The organism is Acidovorax delafieldii 2AN (assembly GCF_000175235.1).
GTDB classification, from domain to species: Bacteria; Pseudomonadota; Gammaproteobacteria; order Burkholderiales; family Burkholderiaceae_C; genus Acidovorax; species Acidovorax delafieldii_B.
On record NZ_ACQT01000059.1, the window covers coordinates 1 to 19,383 of the forward strand.

The 19,383-nt window shown below is 67.6% G+C and carries 15 protein-coding genes; 9 read left to right on the forward strand and 6 right to left on the reverse strand.

The window, feature by feature from the left end:
• Window positions 1-179: 179 nt before the first annotated feature.
• From ACDELDRAFT_RS09985 to msrA, 3 genes are all read right to left on the reverse strand, one after another.
• A complete protein-coding gene (locus ACDELDRAFT_RS09985) occupies window positions 180-431 on the reverse strand; it encodes a hypothetical protein (RefSeq protein WP_005796176.1) in 252 nt (83 codons plus the stop codon).
• Window positions 432-626: 195 nt separating this feature from the next.
• Window positions 627-1,049: a Fur family transcriptional regulator gene (locus ACDELDRAFT_RS09990; protein WP_040328704.1), complete on the reverse strand. Its 423-nt coding sequence runs from the start codon at window positions 1,047-1,049 to the stop codon at window positions 627-629.
• A gap of 302 nt (window positions 1,050-1,351) precedes the next feature.
• Window positions 1,352-1,888 carry a peptide-methionine (S)-S-oxide reductase MsrA gene (gene msrA, locus ACDELDRAFT_RS09995; protein ID WP_005796180.1) on the reverse strand — a complete coding sequence of 179 codons (537 nt, stop codon included), beginning with the start codon at window positions 1,886-1,888 and terminating at the stop codon, window positions 1,352-1,354.
• Window positions 1,889-1,983: 95 nt separating this feature from the next.
• Here msrA and ACDELDRAFT_RS10000 point away from each other — a divergent pair, with 95 nt between their 5' ends.
• The 6 genes from ACDELDRAFT_RS10000 to ACDELDRAFT_RS10025 all read left to right on the forward strand — a co-directional run bounded on the left by ACDELDRAFT_RS10000 (window position 1,984) and on the right by ACDELDRAFT_RS10025 (window position 9,620).
• Window positions 1,984-2,664 (forward strand): TetR/AcrR family transcriptional regulator, encoded by a 681-nt coding sequence (locus ACDELDRAFT_RS10000; protein WP_005796183.1) that lies wholly within the window; start codon window positions 1,984-1,986, stop codon window positions 2,662-2,664.
• 3 nt (window positions 2,665-2,667) lie between these two features.
• Window positions 2,668-3,858 carry an efflux RND transporter periplasmic adaptor subunit gene (locus tag ACDELDRAFT_RS10005; protein ID WP_005796185.1) on the forward strand — a complete coding sequence of 397 codons (1,191 nt, stop codon included), beginning with the start codon at window positions 2,668-2,670 and terminating at the stop codon, window positions 3,856-3,858.
• Between the two features lie 6 nt (window positions 3,859-3,864).
• The gene (locus tag ACDELDRAFT_RS10010) at window positions 3,865-7,131 is read left to right on the forward strand and encodes an efflux RND transporter permease subunit (protein WP_005796187.1); all 3,267 of its coding nucleotides are present in this window, start codon (window positions 3,865-3,867) and stop codon (window positions 7,129-7,131) included.
• A gap of 24 nt (window positions 7,132-7,155) precedes the next feature.
• Window positions 7,156-7,866, forward strand: coding sequence for a protein-L-isoaspartate O-methyltransferase family protein (locus tag ACDELDRAFT_RS10015; RefSeq protein ID WP_005796188.1), 711 nt, complete (start codon window positions 7,156-7,158; stop codon window positions 7,864-7,866).
• A 21-nt stretch (window positions 7,867-7,887) separates the two neighbouring features.
• Complete coding sequence (locus tag ACDELDRAFT_RS10020) at window positions 7,888-8,229, forward strand: rhodanese-like domain-containing protein (RefSeq protein ID WP_005796190.1); 342 nt, start codon at window positions 7,888-7,890, stop codon at window positions 8,227-8,229.
• A gap of 62 nt (window positions 8,230-8,291) precedes the next feature.
• Window positions 8,292-9,620, forward strand: coding sequence for a TolC family outer membrane protein (locus tag ACDELDRAFT_RS10025; protein ID WP_005796192.1), 1,329 nt, complete (start codon window positions 8,292-8,294; stop codon window positions 9,618-9,620).
• Between the two features lie 81 nt (window positions 9,621-9,701).
• On the opposite strand, the gene ACDELDRAFT_RS10030 is transcribed toward ACDELDRAFT_RS10025, so the two are convergent.
• The 3 genes from ACDELDRAFT_RS10030 to ACDELDRAFT_RS10040 form a co-directional block, all read right to left on the reverse strand.
• Window positions 9,702-12,392: a bifunctional acetate--CoA ligase family protein/GNAT family N-acetyltransferase gene (locus ACDELDRAFT_RS10030; RefSeq protein WP_005796194.1), complete on the reverse strand. Its 2,691-nt coding sequence runs from the start codon at window positions 12,390-12,392 to the stop codon at window positions 9,702-9,704.
• 271 nt (window positions 12,393-12,663) lie between these two features.
• Window positions 12,664-14,019 carry a 3-deoxy-D-manno-octulosonic acid transferase gene (locus tag ACDELDRAFT_RS10035; protein ID WP_005796196.1) on the reverse strand — a complete coding sequence of 452 codons (1,356 nt, stop codon included), beginning with the start codon at window positions 14,017-14,019 and terminating at the stop codon, window positions 12,664-12,666.
• Window positions 14,020-14,201: 182 nt separating this feature from the next.
• Window positions 14,202-15,590 carry a phosphomannomutase/phosphoglucomutase gene (locus tag ACDELDRAFT_RS10040; RefSeq protein WP_040328702.1) on the reverse strand — a complete coding sequence of 463 codons (1,389 nt, stop codon included), beginning with the start codon at window positions 15,588-15,590 and terminating at the stop codon, window positions 14,202-14,204.
• Between the two features lie 131 nt (window positions 15,591-15,721).
• On the opposite strand from ACDELDRAFT_RS10040, the gene ACDELDRAFT_RS10045 reads away from it, so the two are divergent.
• From ACDELDRAFT_RS10045 to ACDELDRAFT_RS10055, 3 genes are all read left to right on the forward strand, one after another.
• Window positions 15,722-17,269, forward strand: coding sequence for a DNA-3-methyladenine glycosylase 2 family protein (locus ACDELDRAFT_RS10045; protein ID WP_005796200.1), 1,548 nt, complete (start codon window positions 15,722-15,724; stop codon window positions 17,267-17,269).
• Window positions 17,270-17,648: 379 nt separating this feature from the next.
• Window positions 17,649-18,179 carry a methylated-DNA--[protein]-cysteine S-methyltransferase gene (locus ACDELDRAFT_RS10050; protein WP_005796202.1) on the forward strand — a complete coding sequence of 177 codons (531 nt, stop codon included), beginning with the start codon at window positions 17,649-17,651 and terminating at the stop codon, window positions 18,177-18,179.
• Window positions 18,176-19,105, forward strand: a complete 930-nt coding sequence (locus tag ACDELDRAFT_RS10055) for a DMT family transporter (RefSeq protein ID WP_005796204.1) — start codon at window positions 18,176-18,178, stop codon at window positions 19,103-19,105. Before ACDELDRAFT_RS10050 ends, ACDELDRAFT_RS10055 begins: the two co-directional genes overlap by 4 nt.
• Window positions 19,106-19,383: the final 278 nt, after the last annotated feature.

Genomic DNA, 19,383 nt, shown 5'->3' on the forward strand with positions numbered 1-19,383 from the left:
AGCGGCCGGCCCCGTGCGGGGCAATGCGTGCCAACGGGGTCGTGCGGTCGCACGCCGGCTGCGGCCGTGCACAGCAATGCCCCCAAGCGTGGACAGCGGCAGGCGTGAAATGCAGGCAGGCAACGCCATCGGGCGGGGCATGCCCCTCCGTTGCATTGTTTGGCCTGCAGTCCCGTCCATCAGTGGCTGTGCTTCATGCCGCAGTATTTGCCGATCGCGAGGTTCTTGCACGCGGCCTGCAGTTCTTTCTGGCAGGCATCGTGGCCCTTGCCGGATTCAAGGCATTTCGCGGCCGCCTCATGCGCTGCGGCCATGGCACGGTGGCGGGTGATGTCCTCCTGGGTCTCCTTGTCGCCTGGAGCCTGGGCGTGCGCCAGGGCGGAGGCCAACGCGACAGAGGCCAATGCCAGGGTAGCCAACAGATGTTTCATGGGTGATTTCCGATCACGGGGAGATGAGAGAAAGAACCAGCCGCGCCTGCACGGGTGCATGGCAGCCCACACGGAACTGCTGGCACGCATCGGAGCAGAGAGCCATCCGACGGGCGGCGCCTCGCGGGCTTCGGCACCAGAGCCCCGCGTGATGGACGACGGGAGCGAAATCGACGGGGTAGACAAGAAAGCGCGTCATGCACCGCCCTCGGAAGGGTGCGCACATTCGGCGCAGCGCCCGCGCACGGCAATGTCCACGGCCAGGTCCTCATGGCCCGCAGAGGCCAATGACTGCAGCACCTGCGCCAGGGCAGCGCTGACGCTCGCGGGGCCCTGTGGCAGGCGAAACTGCCGATGGCAGTCACCACACTCGAAGTGCGCGGCGGTGGCATCGCCCCCCTGCGGAGCCCGCGCGTAACGGGCCACCCGGGCGGCATCCACGCGCTTGTGCAGAAGACCGGCCGCTGCAAAGCGGTCGAGCAGGCGGTACACGGTGACGCGGTTGACGCAAACCCCGGCCACCGCGAGGGCGGCCTCGACCTCGGCCTCCGACAGGGCAGCATCGGGACGTGCCTCGTACAGCAGGGCGAGCGCGCGCGTCGCCTGCGTGGCACGCATGCCAGCGGGCAGTCGCCAGGGCGTGGCCTGGGTTGGGCGCAAAAGGGTTTCTGTGGACATGGAGGCCGTGGTGGGCTTGGCAGTGCTTTTAACGCAATTGAATTGCATTATGACTGGATTCCGGCGGCTTTTGCCGCTGCGCGTCGTCTCTTGCACCGCGCCTCTCGCATTGCCTCTGGGGCCAACGCCAGCAGGCCGCTTGCGGCTGCCGATGGCCGGGGTGGCGCGCAGCGGCTACCCGCCGGGCGTTGCGCCGGCAAGCCACGGGCCACCCGCTTGCCCCAGTGGGCGCAGTGTCCCGGCTAAGCCTTCAGATAGCGCGAGAAAGTTTTGCGAAACTTCTCGACCTTGGGCCCCACCACGAACGCGCAATAACCCTGGTCCGGGTGCTGGGCGAAGTAGTCCTGGTGGTAATCCTCGGCGGCGCTGTAATTGGCTAGCGGACAGACCTCGGTGGTGATGGGGGCGCCGAACAGCTTGTCTTGCGACATCTGTCGGATCATGTCGTTGGCAATATCGCCGTGCTCGGGGTTCTCGAAGTAGATGCCGCTGCGGTATTGCGTACCCACGTCGTTGCCCTGGCGGTTCAGCGTGGTGGGGTCGTGCGTGGCAAAGAAGATCTCGAAGATTTCGCGCACGCTGATCACGGCGGGGTCGAAGGCTAGGCGCACCACCTCGGCATGGCCGGTCGTGCCGCTACACACCTGCTCGTAGGTGGGGTGCAGCGCGTGGCCGTTGCTGTAGCCGCTTTCCACGTCGGTGATGCCGCGCACGCGGTCGAAGACCGCTTCGGTGCACCAGAAGCAGCCGCCCGCCAAGGTGATGGTTTGGTGTGTCATGCGCGTGTCCTTGCCAATTGGGGTGTGCAACGCCGCATTATGAATTGACGCTGCGGTAGGCAGTTGCTACATTACTAACCAGTCAGTCAGTAAAAATGATTCCCCCATCCGCACATCCCTCCCCCACCACCGCCAAGCGCGAGCGCCGCAAGGAAGCACGTCCCGGCGAGTTGCTGGAGGCAGCGCTGGAATTGTTCGTGGAAAAAGGCTTTGCCGCCACACGGGTGGACGAGGTGGCCGCCCGCGCGGGCGTGTCCAAGGGAACGCTGTTTCTGTACTTCCCCAGCAAGGAAGAGCTGTTCAAGGCGGTGGTGCGCGAGAACATCGCCGGCCGTTTTGCCGAATGGGCACTGGAGGTGGACACCTTCGAGGGCAGCACCAGCGAACTGCTGCGCTATTGCTACAAGGTGTGGTGGGAGCGCATCGGCCGCACCAAGGCATCGGGCATCACCAAGCTCATGCTCAGCGAAGCCCACCACTTCCCCGAGATCACGCAGTTCTATCAGCACGAGGTGATTCGCCCGGGCCAGATGCTCATCCGCTGCATCCTGCAACGCGGCGTGGACCGGGGTGAGTTTCGGGCGCTCGACATGGACTATGCGATCTATCTGGTGCTGGCGCCCATGCTCTTCCTCATGCTCTGGAAGCACTCGATGGGCGCCTGCGTGCCCGATGCGCTGGGCCTGGAGCCCGAAAAATACATCGCCATGCAGGCCGACAACATCCTTCAAGGGCTGGTTGTGCGGCCACCCTCCCCTTCTTCTCCACCGGGCTGATACATGAAGCGCTGGATCCCCTGGATGGCTGCGGCCATCGCCGTCGTTTTGCTGGGCACCGGGGTGTGGCGTGCCATGGCAGCGCGGCAGGCGCAGCAGAAGGCGCTGGTTGAAGCGGGGCAACGCAAGGAAGCGCCCCTGGCGCTGGCGCCGGATGAAATCGTGACCGTGCGGCGGCAAACGCTGGCCGTGGGCGTGCCCTTGTCGGGGTCGTTGCGCGCCGTCGAGTCCGCCATGGTGAAGGCACGCATTGCCGGTGAACTACAGGGCCTGGTGCTGCGCGAAGGCGACAGCGTCCGCGCCGGCCAGGAGATCGCCCGCATCGACGCCACCGAAGCCCGTGCGCGCCTGCGCCAGGCGCAGCAGCAGGCCGATGCATCGAAAGCGCAGGTGGACATCAGCCAGCGCCAGTTCGACAACAACCGCGCCCTGGTGGACCAGGGGTTCATCTCCTCCACCGCGCTTGCGACATCGCGGGCCAGCCTGGAGGCGGCGCAGTCCTCCTACCAGGCTGCCGTGGCGGCCGCCGACGTGGTGCGCAAGTCGCTTGACGACACCGTGCTGCGCAGCCCCATCACCGGCCAGGTGGCCCAGCGGCTGGCCCAGCCGGGCGAGCGCGTCGCGGTGGACGCCCGGATCGTCGAGGTGGTGGACCTGTCGCGCCTTGAACTCGAGGCACTGCTGAGCCCGGCCGATTCCCTGGCCGTGCGGGTGGGCCAGAAGGCCAGCCTGCGCGTCGAAGGGGCGTCGGCGCCCATCGTGGCGACGGTCACCCGCATCAGCCCCAGCGCCCAGGCAGGAAGCCGCACCGTTCCCGTGTACCTTGCGATCGAGCCCGGGGCGGCGGCTTCCATGCTGCGCCAGGGACTTTTCGTGCAGGGCACGCTCGACACGGGCCACGCCGACGTGCTGACCCTGCCGCTGGACGCCGTGCGCACCGATCACCCGGCGCCTTATGTGCAGGCAGTGCAGAACGGCCGGGTGGTGTATGCGCCGGTGAAGACAGGCGTCCGTGCCGTCGTGGCCGGGGACACGCTGGTGGCGGTCGAGGGCATCGCGGAAGGATCGCAGGTGGTGGCCGGGCGCATCGGTTCGCTGCGTGAGGGCTCCCTCGTGCGCAGCGACGCTGGCACGCCGGCCGTGTCCCCGAGCCCGCCTGCCGCCACCGCGCCTGCACCGGCCCAAAAGCCCTGACCCACCATGTGGTTCACCAGAGTCAGTCTGAAAAATCCGGTGTTCGCCACCATGGTGATGCTCGCCATCGTGGTGCTGGGCCTGTTTTCGTACCAGCGGCTCAAGGTGGACCAGTTCCCTGACATCGACTTCCCCGTGGTGGTGGTCACGGTGGATTACCCGGGCGCGTCGCCAGAGATCGTCGAAAGCGAAGTCACCAAGAAGATCGAGGAAGGCGTCAACTCGATTGCCGGCGTCAACGCCCTCACCTCGCGCAGCTACGAGGGCACCGCGGTCGTCATCATCGAATTCCAGCTCCACATTGACGGCCGCAGGGCCGCCGAGGACGTGCGCGAGAAGGTGGCGACCGTTCGCCCCACGCTGCGCACCGAGGTCAAAGAGCCGCGCGTGCTGCGCTTTGACCCCGCCAGCCGCCCGGTATGGTCGCTGGCGGTGCTGCCCGACGCACAGGCTTCCGTAAAGGGCCGCCAAGGCGCGGATTCTGCGGCAGCGGCCAGCCCTGCGGATGCTGGCGCCGCCTCGGGCGGTCGGAATTCCGCCGTGGAGCTCACCACCTGGGCCGAACAGATCCTAAAAAAGCGCCTCGAAAACGTGCGTGGCGTGGGGGCCGTCAACCTCGTGGGCGCCACCAAGCGCGAGATCAACATCTACCTGAATCCGCAGGCACTCGAAGCCTTTGGTGTGACGCCCGACCAAGTGGTGGCCGCCGTGCGCAACGAGAACCAGGATTTACCCGTGGGCGCGATCCGCTCGCTGGCGCAGGAGCGTGTGGTGCAGATCGATGCCCGCATGCAGCGGCCCGAGGACTTTGGCCGCATCATCGTCACGCGCAAGAACGGCGCCCCCGTGCGCGTGGAACAGGTGGCGCGCGTGCAGGACGGAGCACAGGAAGTGGAAAGCCTCGCCCTCTACAACGGCGAACGCACGCTGCTGCTTTCCGTGCAGAAGTCGCAGGGCGAGAACACCATCGAAGTGGTGGATGGGCTGAACGCCGCCGTGGCCGAGATGCGCGCGCAACTGCCGCCCGGCGTGCGCCTGGAGACGATCGGCGACAGCGCGCGCCCCATCCGCGTGGCCGTGAACAACGTGCGCCAGACCCTCATCGAGGGCGCACTGCTCACGGTGCTGATCGTTTTCCTGTTCCTGAACTCGTGGCGCTCCACGGTCATCACGGGCCTGACCCTGCCCATCGCGCTGATCGGCACCTTCCTGTTCATGAACATGTTCGGGTTCACCATCAACATGATCACGTTGATGGCCCTGTCGCTGTGCGTGGGCTTGCTGATCGACGACGCCATCGTGGTGCGCGAGAACATCGTGCGCCATGTGCAAATGGGCAAAGGCGCATACGCAGCTGCCCTGGACGGCACTCAGGAGATCGGCCTGGCCGTGCTCGCCACCACGCTGTCGATCGTGGCGGTGTTTTTGCCCATCGGATTCATGGGCGGCATCATTGGCAAGTTCTTCCACGAGTTCGGGGTCACCATCGTGGCGGCGGTGCTGATCTCGATGTTCGTGAGCTTCACGCTCGACCCCATGCTCTCGAGCATCTGGCATGACCCCAGCATCCACGCCCATGGCGAGCGCAACCGCCCCGTCACCTTCTACGACCGAACCGTGGGCCGCGTCACGGGCTGGTTCGACCATGCCACCGAGGCCCTGGCCGAGGCGTACCAGGGCATTCTGCGCTGGTCGCTGGTGCACAAGCTGGCCACGCTGCTGATCGCAATCGCCATCTTCGTGCTGAGTGTCTTCATGGTGCCGCTGCTGGGCACCGAATTCGTGCCCAAGGCCGACTTCTCGGAAACCACCGTCAATTTCTACACCCCCGTGGGTTCGTCGCTGGAGGCCACCGAGGCGAAGTCTCGCCAGGTGGAAGCCATCCTGCGCGAGTTTCCCGAGGTGCGCTACACGCTGTCCACCATCAACACCGGCAGTGCGCAAGGCAAGATGTACGCCAGTGTCTATGTGCGCCTGGTGGATCGCAAGGATCGCAGCCGCAGCGTGGACGCCATGTCGGGTGTGCTGCGCGAACGCCTTCGTCAGGTGCCAGGCATCACCGTCACCCATGTGGGCCTGCTTGACCCCGTGGGAGGCCAGAAGCAGGTGGAGTTCTCGTTGCAAGGCCCTGATCTGCAGGAGCTGGAGCGCCTGACGCAGGCCGTTACGGCCAAGATCCGCGGCGTTCCTGGGCTGGTGGATCTCGACACCAGCGCCAAGCCCGACAAGCCCGTGATTGCGCTCGATGTGCAACGCGATGCAGCCTCGGATCTCGGCGTGTCGGTGGCCCAACTCGCCACCTCGCTGCGCACGCTGGTGGCCGGAACCACCGTGGGCAACTGGCGCGCGCCCGACGACCAGACCTACGACGTGAACGTGCGCCTGGCCCCCGAAGCGCGCACCGCACCGCAAGACCTCGAGCGCCTGCCTTTCGCACTGTCGGCAGCGGATGGGGGCACGCGCATCGTGCGCCTGAACCAGGTGGCGCGTGTGAGCGAAAGTACCGGCGCCAACCAGATCAACCGGCGCGATCTGACCCGCGAGGTGGCCGTCACCGCCAACGTGGCCGAGCGCTCGGCGGGCGAAGTGTCGAACGACATCAAAAAGGCGCTCGACAGCCTGGCCTTTCCGCCGGGCTACCGCTACCAGTTTGGCGGGTCCACCAAGAACATGGCCGAATCGTTTGGCTACGCCATCTCGGCACTGGTGCTGGCCATCGTCTTCATCTACATGATCCTGGCGAGCCAGTTCAGGAGCTTTCTGCAGCCGCTGGCGCTCATGACCTCACTGCCGCTCACGCTCATCGGTGTGGTGCTGGCGTTGCTGATGTTCCGCTCCACGCTGTCGATGTTTTCCATCATCGGCGTGGTGATGCTCATGGGCCTGGTGACCAAGAACGCCATCCTCCTTGTGGACTTTGCGATCCGGGCCCGTGAGGAACACATCGATGAGGCGGGCCGTGCCGTGGCGGGACTGCCGCGCGCAGAAGCCCTGCTGCTGGCCGCCCGCGTCCGGCTGCGCCCCATCCTCATGACTACGCTGGCCATGATCTTCGGCATGGTGCCCCTGGCGTTCGCGTTGTCCGAGGGTTCGGAGCAGCGCGCACCCATGGGCCAGGCCGTGATCGGCGGGGTGATCACTTCGTCGCTGCTGACGCTGGTGGTGGTTCCGGTGGTGTACTGCTACATGGACGACTTCGCCCGCTGGGCCCTCGCTCGCCTGGGCCGCGGCCAGGCGCGGCCCGCGCACCCTAAAATCGAAGGTTTGTCCTGACCCGCCTTCCCCTGGAGAGATTCCATGAACATGCCCCTGAACACGTCCGCCAACATCAGCGATCCCATTGCCCAGGCCCGCTACAACATGATCGAGCAGCAAATCCGCCCCTGGAACGTGCTGGACGCCGACGTGCTGGACTTGCTGGCCGTGGTGCGCCGTGAAGACTTCGTGCCCGCCGCCTACCGCAGCTTGGCCTTCTCGGACATCGAGATTCCCTTGCTGGGTGACGCCGAAGAAGCCGTGCGCCTGGGCCACAGCATGCTGCAGCCACGGCTCGAGGCGCGCATGCTGCAGGACCTGCGCCTTCTGCCCACCGACCGCGTGCTGGAAATCGGGGCGGGCTCTGGCTATATGGCGGCCCTGCTGGCCCACCGCGCCGAGCACGTGGTGTCGCTCGAGATCGTGCCGGCCCTCGCCGAAATGGCACGCGACAACCTCCAGCGCGCCGGCATCGCCAATGCCCACGTACGGGTGTCCGATGGTTCCCGCGATGCAGTGCCAGAAGGCCCGTTCGACGTGATCGTGCTCAGCGGCTCCGTGGCCGAAGTGCCGCAGAACCTGCTGGCAATGCTGCGCGAAGGCGGCCGCCTGGCAGCCATCGTGGGCCAGGAGCCGGTCATGCGTTTCACACTGGTGCGCCGCGCCGGCGACCGCTTTGAAACCACGCAACCCTGGGACACCATCGCTCCGCGCCTGGTCGGTTTTGCCGAACCCTCGGGCTTCTCGTTCTGACCCTGCTTCCAGGATTTCTGCATGATCGACCACGTTCGCCCCGCCCTGCTGTCTGCCTGGTTCGAACAGGCCAGTGCCGAGGGCGAGCCCGTGGTGCTGGACGTGCGTGAACCGTGGGAACTGCAGACCGCCAGCGTGCGCTCTCAGGGATTCGAGCTGGTGGCGATTCCCATGGGCGAGTTGCCCCGCCGCCTGGCCGAACTGGATCCCGCACGTCCCGTGGCGTGCCTGTGCCACCACGGCGTCCGCAGTCTTCGCGTGGCGGTTTTCCTGGAGCAGCAGGGGTTTGAAACGGTGGCGAATATCACTGGCGGCATTGACACCTGGTCGCGCGAATGCGACCAGAGCGTGCCACGGTACTGATGGGCCAACCACTTCGTTTGCCGCGATTTCCCGACTGCGCAGAACCCACCTGAAGGATTTCCATGACCCCGCTTCGCCTTCTTCACCTGACCCTGGCCCTTGCTGCCGCCTTCGGTGCGCCTGCCCGCGCCCAGAGTCTGTCCGAGCTGATCGAGAAGGCGCGCGGCTATGACACGGTATGGCAAGCCGCCAAGTTGCAACTCGACGCCGCCGGCAGCCGCGCTGAGCAGGCACGGGCGGGACTGCTGCCCAGCGCGGGGCTGTCCGCGGGCGTGGCACGCGCCAACACGGAAGTCACCCGGCCCAAGATCGATCTCAGCGCCACCACGCAGAATGTCGGGATCAGCGCCTCGCAGCCTCTCTACCGGCCTGCGAACCGCATCAATTTTCAACAAGGCCAACGGGGCATCGACGTGGCACGGGCCCAGCTCGACGCCGCCACGCAGGACTTGCTGGTGCGCGTCAGCCAGGCATATTTCGATGTGCTTGCCGCCCAGGACACACTCACCTTCGTGCAGGCGCAAAAAGTGGCCGTTTCGGAGCAACTGGCAGCCGCCAAGCGCAATTTCGAGGTGGGAACCTCTACCGTCACCGACTCACGCGAGGCCCAGGCCCGCTACGACCTCGTCATCGCCCAGGAGATCGCCGCCGAGAATGACCTGCGCGTGAAGAAGCTGGCGCTGGACCAGTTGGTGGGTGTGACCGGCGCGCAGCCCTTGCCCCTGGTGCAGCCGGTGCAATTGCCCCTGGTGCAGCCCGATAACGTGGCGGCCTGGGTGCAAACGGCGCAGGACCAGCAGCCCGGTGTACGCCAGGCCCAGATTGCGCTGGACATCGCCCGCCTGGAGACCCAGAAGGCCGGCACCGGCCACCTGCCCACGGTCGATCTGCAGGCCGGCTACAACATCCAGCGCAATCCCAACGGAACTGTCACCGTGCCCGGTGCGAACAGCCGCACCAACAATGCCTCCGTGGGCGTGGCGTTGAATCTGCCGCTCTTCGCTGGATTCGCCGTGCAAAACCGCATCAAGGAAACGCTGGCACTGGAAGAAAAGGCCCTGGCCGACCTTGAAACCACACGCCGCAATGTGGCGCAGGCGACGCGCGCGGCCTTCTTTGGCGTGCAGTCGGGCCAGGGTCAGGTCCAGGCGCTCGAAGCGGCCGAGGCATCCAGCCAGAGCGCACTCGATGCCAACAAGCTGGGCTACCAGGTGGGTGTGCGCATCAACATCGATGTGCTCAATGCCCAGAGCCAGCTTTACCAGACCAAGCGCGATCTTGCGCAGGCCCGCTACAACGTGCTGCTGGGCAACCTCAAGCTGCGCCAGGCCGCCGGCACCCTGACCGACGACGACGTGGCCGCCATCAACCGCCTGCTGCGCCAGCCCTAGCCGGTCCTGCCCGCTGCGTCACAGCGCCGCAGGTGGCGCACTGCGCGGCGGTACGGCCCACCGCGCGGTGCTCGCCACGTGCTATAGCGTGTGCGAGACGAGCTTGAAATCTGCGTCTTCCGGGAAAGGCTTGACCACAAAGCCCAGGCTGCGCATGAGCTTGAGCATGCCGGGATTGTTTGCCAGCACCAGCCCGTCGATCTCGGCCAGGCCCTTTTCGCGCGCCACATCCATGATGCTCAACATCAAGCGCGAGCCCAGGCCCTTGCCATTGAAATCGTCGGCCACGACCAGGGCGAACTCGCAGCTCGACTGGTCGGGGTTGGTGACATAGCGCGACACCCCCACGATGCGCTCGGTTTCGGTGATATTGCCTTCTGCATCCACCGATCGTTCGCGGAACACGGCCACTAGCGCCATTTCGCGGTCGTAATCGATCAGCGTGAAGCGCGCCAGCATCGACGCCGGCAGTTCCACGATCGACGAGATGAAGCGGAAATAGCGGCTTTCAGGCGAGAGGTTCTGCACCAGGGCCTGCAGCATCTGCGCATCGTCGGGATGGATGGGCCGCACGAGGTATTCGCCGCCGCCACGCATGGGCCAAACCTGCTCGTAGCGCGCGGGGTAAGGCAGGATGGCCAGATGGCTGAAGCTGTCGGCACGCCCGCCCGAGGTGTTGGCTGCATGGTCGATGGCGATGCGGGCATCCACCGCCACCGCACCGTTCTCGTCCACGATGAGCGGGTTGATGTCCATCTCGCGCAACTGGGGCAAGGCGCACACCATTTCGGAAACGCGCAGCAGCACCTGCTCCAGCGCGTCGCGGTCCACGGCACTGGCGCCGCGCCACTCGCCCAGCGTTTCCGCCACGCGCGAGCGCTCGATCAGCCGGCGTGCCAGAAACTGGTTGAGGGGCGGCAGTTCCATGGCCCGGTCGTCGATCAGCTCGATCATGGTGCCCCCAGCCCCGAACGTGATCACGGGGCCGAAAGGGTCATCGGTGACGAGCCCGATGCAGATCTCGCGCCCGCGCCGTGCACGGGCCATGTTCTGCACCGTCACGCCGTTGATGCGGGCATCGGGCTGCAGGCGTGCCACACGCTGCACCATGTCGGTGTAGGCATCGCGGGCGCCGGTGCCGTTGTGGATGTTCAGGGCCACGCCGCCGACATCGGACTTGTGGCTGATATCGGGCGAATCGATCTTCAGCGCCACAGGGAAGCCCATCTGCGTGGCGATCATCATGGCCTCGTGCGCGCTGCGAGCGAGAATTGTCTTGGTCACGGGGATGTGGAACGCCGCCAGCAGCGTCTTCGATTCCATCTCGGTGAGCACCTTGCGCCGCTCGGCCAGCACGCTCTCGATGACCAGGCGCGCACCCTCGATGTCGGGCTTGGCCAGCGTCGATAGCGGGGGCGGCGTCTGCTGCAGCAACTGCTGATTCTGGTAGAACGATGCGATGTTGCCGAAGGCCCCCACGGCGGCTTCGGGTGTGCGAAAGCTCGGGATGGACGCCTCGCGCAGGATGGCGCGCGCCGGAACCACCGAGGCATCGCCCATCCAGCAGGCCAATAACGGCTTGCTCATGCGCCGCTTGACCTCGGCCACCGCCGTCGCCACGGCGCAGGCATCGGAGCCGACCTTGGGCGAATAGATGACCAGGACACCATCGACCTGCCGGTCGTGGCTGGCCGCATCAACGGCCAGGCGGAAATGCTCGGCGCCCGCATCTTCCGACAGATCGATCAGATCGGCCAGCGAGGCCAGCGGAGGCAGTTGCGGTGCCAGCGTGCGCGCCGACTCGGGCGACAGCCGGCCCAGGTCGAGCAGGATCTCGTTGACCCAGTCGGCCGCCAGCACGCCGGGGCCGCCGCCGTTGGTGACGATGGCCAGCCGCTTGCCCACGGGCCGGTAGCGTGAGGCCAGGCACTTGGCCGCAGAGAACAGTTCCACGAACGAGCGCACGCGCACCGCACCCGCGCGGCGCAGCGCAGCGTCGAACACGTCGTCGCTGCCCACGATGGTGCCGCTGTGCGTCTGGGCGGCCTCGTTGCCGGCGGGCTTGCGCCCTGCCTTCAGCACCACCACGGGCTTGGCATTGGCGGCCGACCGCAGGGCACTCATGAAGCGGCGTGCGTTGGAGATGCCTTCCATGTAGACCACGATGCTCTGGGTGCGCGCATCGTGGGCCAAAAAATCGAGCACCTGGGCAATGTCCACGTCGGTGTTCGGCCCCAGCGACACCACGGCCGAGAAGCCCACGGCGTTGTTACTGGCCCAGTCCAGGATCGACGCGGTAAGCGCCCCCGACTGGCACACCAGCGCCAGCGAGCCATCGCGCGCCAGCGGGCCCGCGGCGCTGGCGTTGAGCTGCAGGTGGGGCCGCTGGAAGCCTAGCGAGTTGGGACCCAGCAGGTACACGCCCTCGCGGCGGGCAATCTTCTTGAGGTTGGCGGCCTGGTCTGCATCCATGCCGCTCGACATCACCAGCGCCGCGCGGCAACCGATGCGCCCAGCCACCTCCAGCGCGGCCGGAACCTCGGCGGGGGGTAACGCGATGATGGCGAGGTCGGAGCGCCGCTGGGCCAGGTCGGCCAGCGTGCCGCTGGTGTGGGTGTCCACGAACTGCAGGGTGCCCGCAAAGCGCTGCGCGCGCAGGGCCGGGTGCAGCGCTTGCGCATACGAGGTGAGGCTGTCGGGGTCTTCGGCTTTGCCTGCCAGCACGGCGATGGAAGCAGGAGCGAAAAGCGGCGTGAGGTAGTGTTTGTCCATGGGTCTTGCAAGGCTTCGGGAAGTCCCTCTGCGATGAGCGGGTGGTTGGGTGCGACTGTGGCACAGCTGCGATCAAATCGATACAAAGCCGAGTGCCAAAGGCGACATTCCGCCGACACCTGCCCCGGCGCGCACACCGGTTTCGTTGCATGCCATTGTGCGCGCCCCGGCGCTCATCCGGCCCGGGTGCCGGGGCCCTGGCGAGAAGGTTCTTGCGGTGCATCAGCAGGCGTGCCGCGCCCCACTGCCGCCAGAAGCCCTCGCAGAGCGTTCACTGGGGCTGCAGGCCCAGCAGGCCCACGACGGCGTCGGCGGTCAAGTGCGCGGCGCCGCGGTGTTGCTGCGTGAAATCATGGGTCAGAGCGCGGGACGCGGCCAGCGCCGGCGCGTTGGTCACCAGCTGGCAGGCGTATTGCACGCCCTGCCCCATGTCGGCAACGCGGTGGGCCACGCCCTGCTCACAGGCCAGGGCGGCGGCTTCGGCAAAATTGAAGGTGTGCTGCCCCAGCACCACGGGGCAGCCACAGGCGATGGCTTCGATCAGGTTCTGCCCGCCCAGCGGGGCAAAGCTTCCGCCCAGCAGGGCCACGTCCGCCAGACCGTAGTACAGCGCCATCTCGCCCAGCGAGTCGCCCAGCCAGACGTCGGCGGGCACCGGCGCCTCTCCCCACTGGCTGCGGCACGATACCGTGAGGCCTGCGCCCTGCAGCAACTGCTGCACCTCGGCAAAGCGCTGGGGGTGGCGTGGAACGATGAGCCATTGCACCGCGCTGCGTTGCCTGAATGCTTCATTATTGATAGCGCCAGGCGCTTCGCCGGCAAGCGCTTCATGCCGGTTTTGCTTCAAAGCGTCGAGCCACAGGGCCTCTTCGCCTTCGCGGCTGCTGGCCAGCATGACCACCGGCCGGCCACTGTGGGCACGCCAGTCCCGCCCGCGGGCAAGCTGCTCGGCATCGGGCACCACATCGAACTTGAGGTTGCCGAAAATGCCGCGCACCGGTGCGCCCAGCGCGCGCAGGCGCACGGCATCGGCGTCGGTTTGCGCCCACACGGCCGACAGGCCGCCATAGGCCGGGCGGGCCAGCGCCCCCACGCGCAAGGCCTTGCGCAGCGACCGCGCATTGAGGCGGGCATTGGCCAGCACCAGCGGTATGCCGCGCCGCCGGCAGCCGGCCACCAGATTGGGCCAGACCTCGGTTTCCATGAGGATGCCGATGGCCGGCCGGAACTGGCCCAGAAAGCGGCGCACGGCCCCCGGCGTGTCCCAGGGCTGCCACACCTGCACATCGCCAGGGTGCAGCAGCTTTTCGCCTTCGGCCCGGCCCGTGGCCGTTCCGTGGGTCAGCAGCAGGCGCATGCCCGGCAACTGGTGGCGCAGTTCCGCCAACAACAGGGCCGCGGCCCGGGTCTCGCCCAGCGATACGGCGTGGATCCAGACAAAGCGGCCCAGCGGGTCGGCGCTGCTGTGCGGCATCAGGCTGTCCAGGGGCTGCTCATAGCGGCCAAAGCGCTCGCCTACCGCGTGCCCATAGCCAGGCTCGGCCGCGGCGCGGCGCCGCAGCTTGCGCAGCAGCAGGGGCTGGGCGGCCCAGGTCAGGGCGGAATAGAGGGCGCGGGCGAGGGACATCTCAGCGATCCAGGATGCCACATGCCACCCGCAACGGATGAAACGGACGCAGCCCAGGCGCGGGCAGCCGCGCAAAGGCCGCCATCACAACGTGAAGGCGCTGGCTGCGTCCCCCTGTCCGCAGCGCGCAGCGCTGCAAGAGCGGCGGGAAGGTGCGAAGCGAATCAGGGGGGAGCTTCACTTCAGTGCGCCGCGCTGCCCACGTGGGCGTCGGGCTTCACGCGGTGCAGCAGGGCCAGCATGGCCGCCTCGATGCGCGCCAGCGCCTCGGGCGTGTGCCCCTCGAAGCGCAGCACCAGCACGGGGGTGGTGTTGCTGGCGCGGATCAGGCCGAAGCCGTCTGGCCAGTCCACGCGAAGGCCGTCGATGGTGTTGATCTGCGCGGGCGCCGCGAAGCTATCGGCCGCCAGCGCCTGCAACAGCGCCGTCAACTGGTGTGGTTCGCCTTCGGCGCAGGTCACGTTGAGTTCGGGCGTGCTGAAGCTGGTGGGCAGGCCGTTGAGCACGGCTCCGGGGTCGGCGCTGCGCGACAGGATTTCCAGCAGGCGGCAGCCCGCGTAGGTGCCGTCATCGAAGCCGAACCAGCGTTCCTTGAAGAAGATGTGGCCGCTCATCTCGCCGCCCAGTGGCGAATTGACCTCTTTCATGCGGGCCTTGATGAGCGAATGGCCCGTCTTGTACATGAGGGGCTGGCCGCCGGCCGCGGCAATGGCCGGCGCCAGACGCTGGGTGCATTTCACGTCGAACAGGATGGGCGCGCCCGGCACGCGGGTCAAAACATCCTGCGCAAACAGCATCATCTGGCGGTCAGGGAAGATGTTGGTGCCGTCGCGCGTGACGATGCCCAGCCGGTCGCCGTCACCATCGAAGGCCAGGCCCAGTTCGGCATCGCCAGCCTGCAGCGCAGCGATGAGGTCGCGCAGGTTCTCGGGCTTGCTCGGGTCGGGGTGGTGGTGGGGAAAGTTGCCGTCCACCTCGGAAAACAGCTCGGCCACCTCGCATCCCAGCGCCCGGAAGATGGCCGGTGCCGATGCGCCCGCAATGCCGTTGCCACAATCGACCACTATCTTCATGGGGCGGGCCAGCTTCACGTCGCCCATGATGCGCTGCACATAGGCGGGCAACACGTCCACGCTGCGCACGCTGCCGCCGGGCAGAAGCTGCCAGCTTTCGGCCTCCATGGTGCGGCGCAGGGCCTGGATTTCGTCGCCATAGATGGCACGGCCGTTCAGCACCATTTTGAAACCGTTGTAGTCGCGGGGGTTGTGGCTGCCCGTCACCTGGATGCCGCTGGCGCACAGCGTGCTGGCCGCGAAGTACAGCAGTGGCGTAGTGACCATGCCCACGTCGATCACTTCGATGCCTGCCTCGACCAAGCCGCGCACCAGGGCGGCACTGATGGCCGGGCCAGACAATCGGCCGTCGCGCCCCACCGCCACGGTGGTCTGGCCTTCCGCGCGGGCGGCGGTTCCAAAGGCGCGGCCCAGGCCCAGAGCCACTTCTTCGTCCAGGGTGGAGGGCACGATGCCGCGGATGTCGTAGGCCTTGAAGATGGCGGGTGTGGGTTGCACGGAGGGGTCTTTCGAAGCAAGGGGTCGAACGTCCGCTGCATTGTAGGGGCCTACCGGCCTGCTCTCCGTGGGCCCAGGCATGGGTCCGAAAATGGCCAGCGCCGCGGCAGCGCCGGCCTATCATCAACGCCATGAAAACGCCCACCCCGCCCTCCGCCGCAACCTCAGCCACCACGGCCGGCACCGTGGTTGACGCGGCAAGCGCGGATGGCTGCTACCGTGCGCTGCTGGCCCGCGATGCGCGTTTCGACGGCCGCTTCTTCACGGGCGTCACCTCCACGGGCGTCTATTGCCGCCCGGTGTGCGCGGTGCGCACGCCGCGCCGCGAGAATTGCCGTTTCTTCGCGCTCGCCGCGCAGGCCGAGGGCGCGGGCTTTCGCCCCTGCCTGCGCTGCCGGCCTGAGCTGGCACCGCAGGCGCTGGTGTGGTCAGTGCAGGACGCCAGCGGCATCCTGGTGCAGCAGGCGGTGCGGCTGCTGGACGCTCCCGAGACATGGGACGCGGGCGACGGGCGCACCGCCACGGTGGCGCGGCTGGCCGCCCGCCTGGGCGTGAGCGACCGGCATCTGCGCCGCATCTTCGAGGCGGCGCTTTGCGTGTCGCCGCTGCAATACCTGCAGACGCGCAGGCTTCTCACGGCCAAGCAATTGCTGACCGATACGGCCATGCCCGTCACCCAGGTGGCCTTGGCCAGCGGTTTTTCGAGCGTGCGCCGCTTCAACGCGGCTTTTGCCGGCCATTACGGATTGAACCCGACCCAGTTGCGCCGTGGCGGCGCCCGGCCACGGCAAACCGATGCCCCCACCTTGCGGCTGGCCTACCGGCCGCCCCTCGACGTGCCTGCATTGCTGGGCTTTTTTGCGCGCCGCCAGTTCGAAGGCGTGGAATGGGTCGATCCCGGCAGCAGCCTGTGCCTGCGCCGCACCGTGCGGCTTTGCGGCCTGGGCCCCGGGGCCGCGGAGCACCGCGGCTGGCTGGATGCGCGCTTCGATCCCGCGCGCCACCAGGTGCTGCTGCAGACCAGCGACAGCCTCTACCCGGTGCTGCCGCAGGTGATTCGGCGTGTGCGCGCCATGCTCGACCTGGACGCCGACCCCGACGCCATCAATGCGGTGCTGCACGCATCCTTCCCCGAAGGCGACGGTCTGCGGGTGCCCGGCGCCTTTGACGGATTTGAGCTGGCCGTGCGTGCGGTTCTGGGGCAGCAGATCACCGTGGCAGCGGCGCGCACGCTGGGCCAGCGGCTGGTGGAACGCTTCGGCGAACCCATCGCCACGCCCTGGCCCGGGCTTGGGCGGCTGTTTCCCGCACCTGCCGTGCTGGCACAGGCACCCGCAGAAGCCCTGGGGCAACTGGGCATCGTCCGCCAGCGCCAGGCCGCCATCCTGGCCCTGGCCCAGGCCGTGGATGCGGGCCGACTGCCCCTGCACGGCGGTGCCGACGTGAAGAGCACCACCGCGGCGCTGTGCGCGCTGCCCGGCATCGGCGACTGGACGGCGCAGTACATCGCCATGCGCGTGCTGCGCTGGCCGGATGCCTTCCCCGCTGGCGACGTCGCGCTGCACAAAGCCATGGGGGTGCAGTTGCTCCCCCACCCGGCGCGAGCGGCTGTCGCAGCCTCGGCGGCCTGGCAACCCTGGCGCAGTTATGCCGTGGTGCGCGCGTGGGCCAGTGGATAAGGCCTGCTCCATCGAGAATTGCCCGGCAGGGCTCCTGCGCTGAGGCTGGCGGTGGAACGGGGCCGGCCCGGCACGGTCGCCGCGTGCGCTGCGGCCCCTTGCGCCAGCGTCTGCGATGCCCGAAGGCTCGGGCCAAGGGGCTGTGCAACCGGCAACCAAGGGCACGCATTTGGTAATGCCAAGAGTCAGCCCCTGATGCGGTTGAGGGCGCATCTGAAGAAAGTTTCGGATCGTGCGGTCAGCGAAAGGCCATCCGCACGCAGCGGTTGGCAGGCGGCAGGCCAGCGCCATGGCAGGCCGATGCGTGCTACAGATTAAATAGCTGCTTGCGCTTACCGCGCAAGCGCAAGAAACGGTTTTCATCTAACATTCCTCTGCCATGCAATTTCATCCTTCCACCGTGCAAACCTGCACCTCGACGCGCCTGGGCACCGTGCGGCTTGCAGCTTCGGCGCAAGGCCTGGCTGGCTTGTGGTTCGACGGTCAGCGCCACCAGCCACCGCAACTGTCGGGCCCCGGTGCCTGGCCGCACGACCCGCACCACCCCGTGCTCGTCATGGCCATCGAGCAACTGCACCAGTACCTGCGCGGCGAGCGCACCCGGTTCTCGCTGCCGCTCGACCTGACGGGCGGCACGCCTTTTCAGCAGGACGTGTGGCGGGCCCTGCTGGCCATCGACTGTGGCCACACCACCAGCTACGGTGCACTGGGCCGGCAGCTAGGCCGCCCCGCAGCCGTGCGCGCGGTGGGTGCCGCCGTGGGGCGCAACCCGGTGAGCGTGGTGGTGCCCTGCCACCGTGTGCTGGGCAAGGACGGTTCCCTCACGGGCTACGCCGGAGGATTGGAGCGCAAAAGCGCCCTGCTGCAACTCGAGGGCGCCACCCTGCGCCGGGCGGGGGTGCCGGCATGAACGCGCCTTCCACCCAACCCGTGTCGGCCTGGCTGGGCGAATTCGTGCTTTTGTCGGCGCTGTGGGGCGCCTCGTTCCTGTTCACACGGCTGGGCGCTGCCGAATTCGGGCCGCTGACCACCGCCGGGCTGCGGGTGGCGCTGGCCACGTTGTTCCTGTGGCCCCTTCTGGTGCGACAGGGGCAATGGCCCGCGCTGCGGCGGCACTGGCGGCCCATCCTGCTGGCCGGGATCATCAACTCGGCCATTCCGTTTGCATTGTTCGCCTGGGCGGTGCTGCACATCGCAACGGGACTCACGTCCATCCTCAATGCCACGGTGCCGCTGTTTGGCGCGCTCGTGGCCTGGCTGTGGCTGGGCGACCGCATCAGCCGCCTGCGCTGGATTGGCCTGGCGCTGGGGTTCGTGGGCGTGGCGCTGCTGGCCTGGCGGGCGCCCGCAGGCACGGGCTTCAAGTCGGGGCAGGCCGCCTGGGCAATCGCCGCGTGCCTGATGGCATCGACCTGCTACGCCCTTGCTGCGAGTTTTGCCCGCCGCTACCTGACGGGCATTCCGCCCCTGGCCACGGCCACGGGCAGCCAGCTCGGCGCCACGCTTGGTCTGGCGCTGCCCGCCCTGTGGTTCTGGCCGGCGCAAATGCCGGGTTTACGCGCCTGGGCCGCCATCCTGGCCATCGCGGTGCTGTGCACGGGCATCGCCTACATCCTGTATTTCCGCCTCATTGCCCACGCCGGCCCCAGCCGCGCGCTGGCGGTGACCTTTCTTGCGCCGGTATTTGCGGTGGCCTACGGCACGGCCCTCCTGGGCGAAACCATCACGCCCTGGATGGTCGGATGCGGGCTGGTCATCGTGTGCGGAACCATGCTGTCCACAGGACTGATCGGCGCGGCCGGCCCTCGCCCGGGGGCCGCCCGGGTGCAGGACTGAGGCCAACGGCTCAGGGCCGCACCCCGACGCCTGCCCAGCGCCCGTGCGGGCGGCATGCCACCCGGCCCCCTCTGCGCAGAGCGCGCATGCGGTGTTGCTGCAGTGCCTTCGCGGCCCCGCTTTAAAGGCCGTGCTTGCCCTAAACTCGGTGCATGGATCTTGCGCCGGCCTCCAGAACATGCCCTTTGCGCCGCGCCAACGGTGGGGCCTTGCCCACTTGCCTGACGGGCCACGATGACGCCTGACATCCTGTTGGCCAGCGGCCTGCTGGCGCTGCT

Bases quoted from the DNA above. Each gene is read 5' to 3' on its own strand.
- ACDELDRAFT_RS09985 (WP_005796176.1), bottom strand. From the start codon at position 431: ATGAAACATCTGTTGGCTACCCTGGCATTGGCCTCTGTCGCGTTGGCC.
- ACDELDRAFT_RS09990 (WP_040328704.1), bottom strand. From the start codon at position 1,049: ATGCGTGCCACGCAGGCGACGCGCGCGCTCGCCCTGCTGTACGAGGCA.
- msrA (WP_005796180.1), bottom strand. From the start codon at position 1,888: ATGACACACCAAACCATCACCTTGGCGGGCGGCTGCTTCTGGTGCACC.
- ACDELDRAFT_RS10000 (WP_005796183.1), top strand. From the start codon at position 1,984: ATGATTCCCCCATCCGCACATCCCTCCCCCACCACCGCCAAGCGCGAG.
- ACDELDRAFT_RS10005 (WP_005796185.1), top strand. From the start codon at position 2,668: ATGAAGCGCTGGATCCCCTGGATGGCTGCGGCCATCGCCGTCGTTTTG.
- ACDELDRAFT_RS10010 (WP_005796187.1), top strand. From the start codon at position 3,865: ATGTGGTTCACCAGAGTCAGTCTGAAAAATCCGGTGTTCGCCACCATG.
- ACDELDRAFT_RS10015 (WP_005796188.1), top strand. From the start codon at position 7,156: ATGAACATGCCCCTGAACACGTCCGCCAACATCAGCGATCCCATTGCC.
- ACDELDRAFT_RS10020 (WP_005796190.1), top strand. From the start codon at position 7,888: ATGATCGACCACGTTCGCCCCGCCCTGCTGTCTGCCTGGTTCGAACAG.
- ACDELDRAFT_RS10025 (WP_005796192.1), top strand. From the start codon at position 8,292: ATGACCCCGCTTCGCCTTCTTCACCTGACCCTGGCCCTTGCTGCCGCC.
- ACDELDRAFT_RS10030 (WP_005796194.1), bottom strand. From the start codon at position 12,392: ATGGACAAACACTACCTCACGCCGCTTTTCGCTCCTGCTTCCATCGCC.
- ACDELDRAFT_RS10035 (WP_005796196.1), bottom strand. From the start codon at position 14,019: ATGTCCCTCGCCCGCGCCCTCTATTCCGCCCTGACCTGGGCCGCCCAG.
- ACDELDRAFT_RS10045 (WP_005796200.1), top strand. From the start codon at position 15,722: ATGAAAACGCCCACCCCGCCCTCCGCCGCAACCTCAGCCACCACGGCC.
- ACDELDRAFT_RS10050 (WP_005796202.1), top strand. From the start codon at position 17,649: ATGCAATTTCATCCTTCCACCGTGCAAACCTGCACCTCGACGCGCCTG.
- ACDELDRAFT_RS10055 (WP_005796204.1), top strand. From the start codon at position 18,176: ATGAACGCGCCTTCCACCCAACCCGTGTCGGCCTGGCTGGGCGAATTC.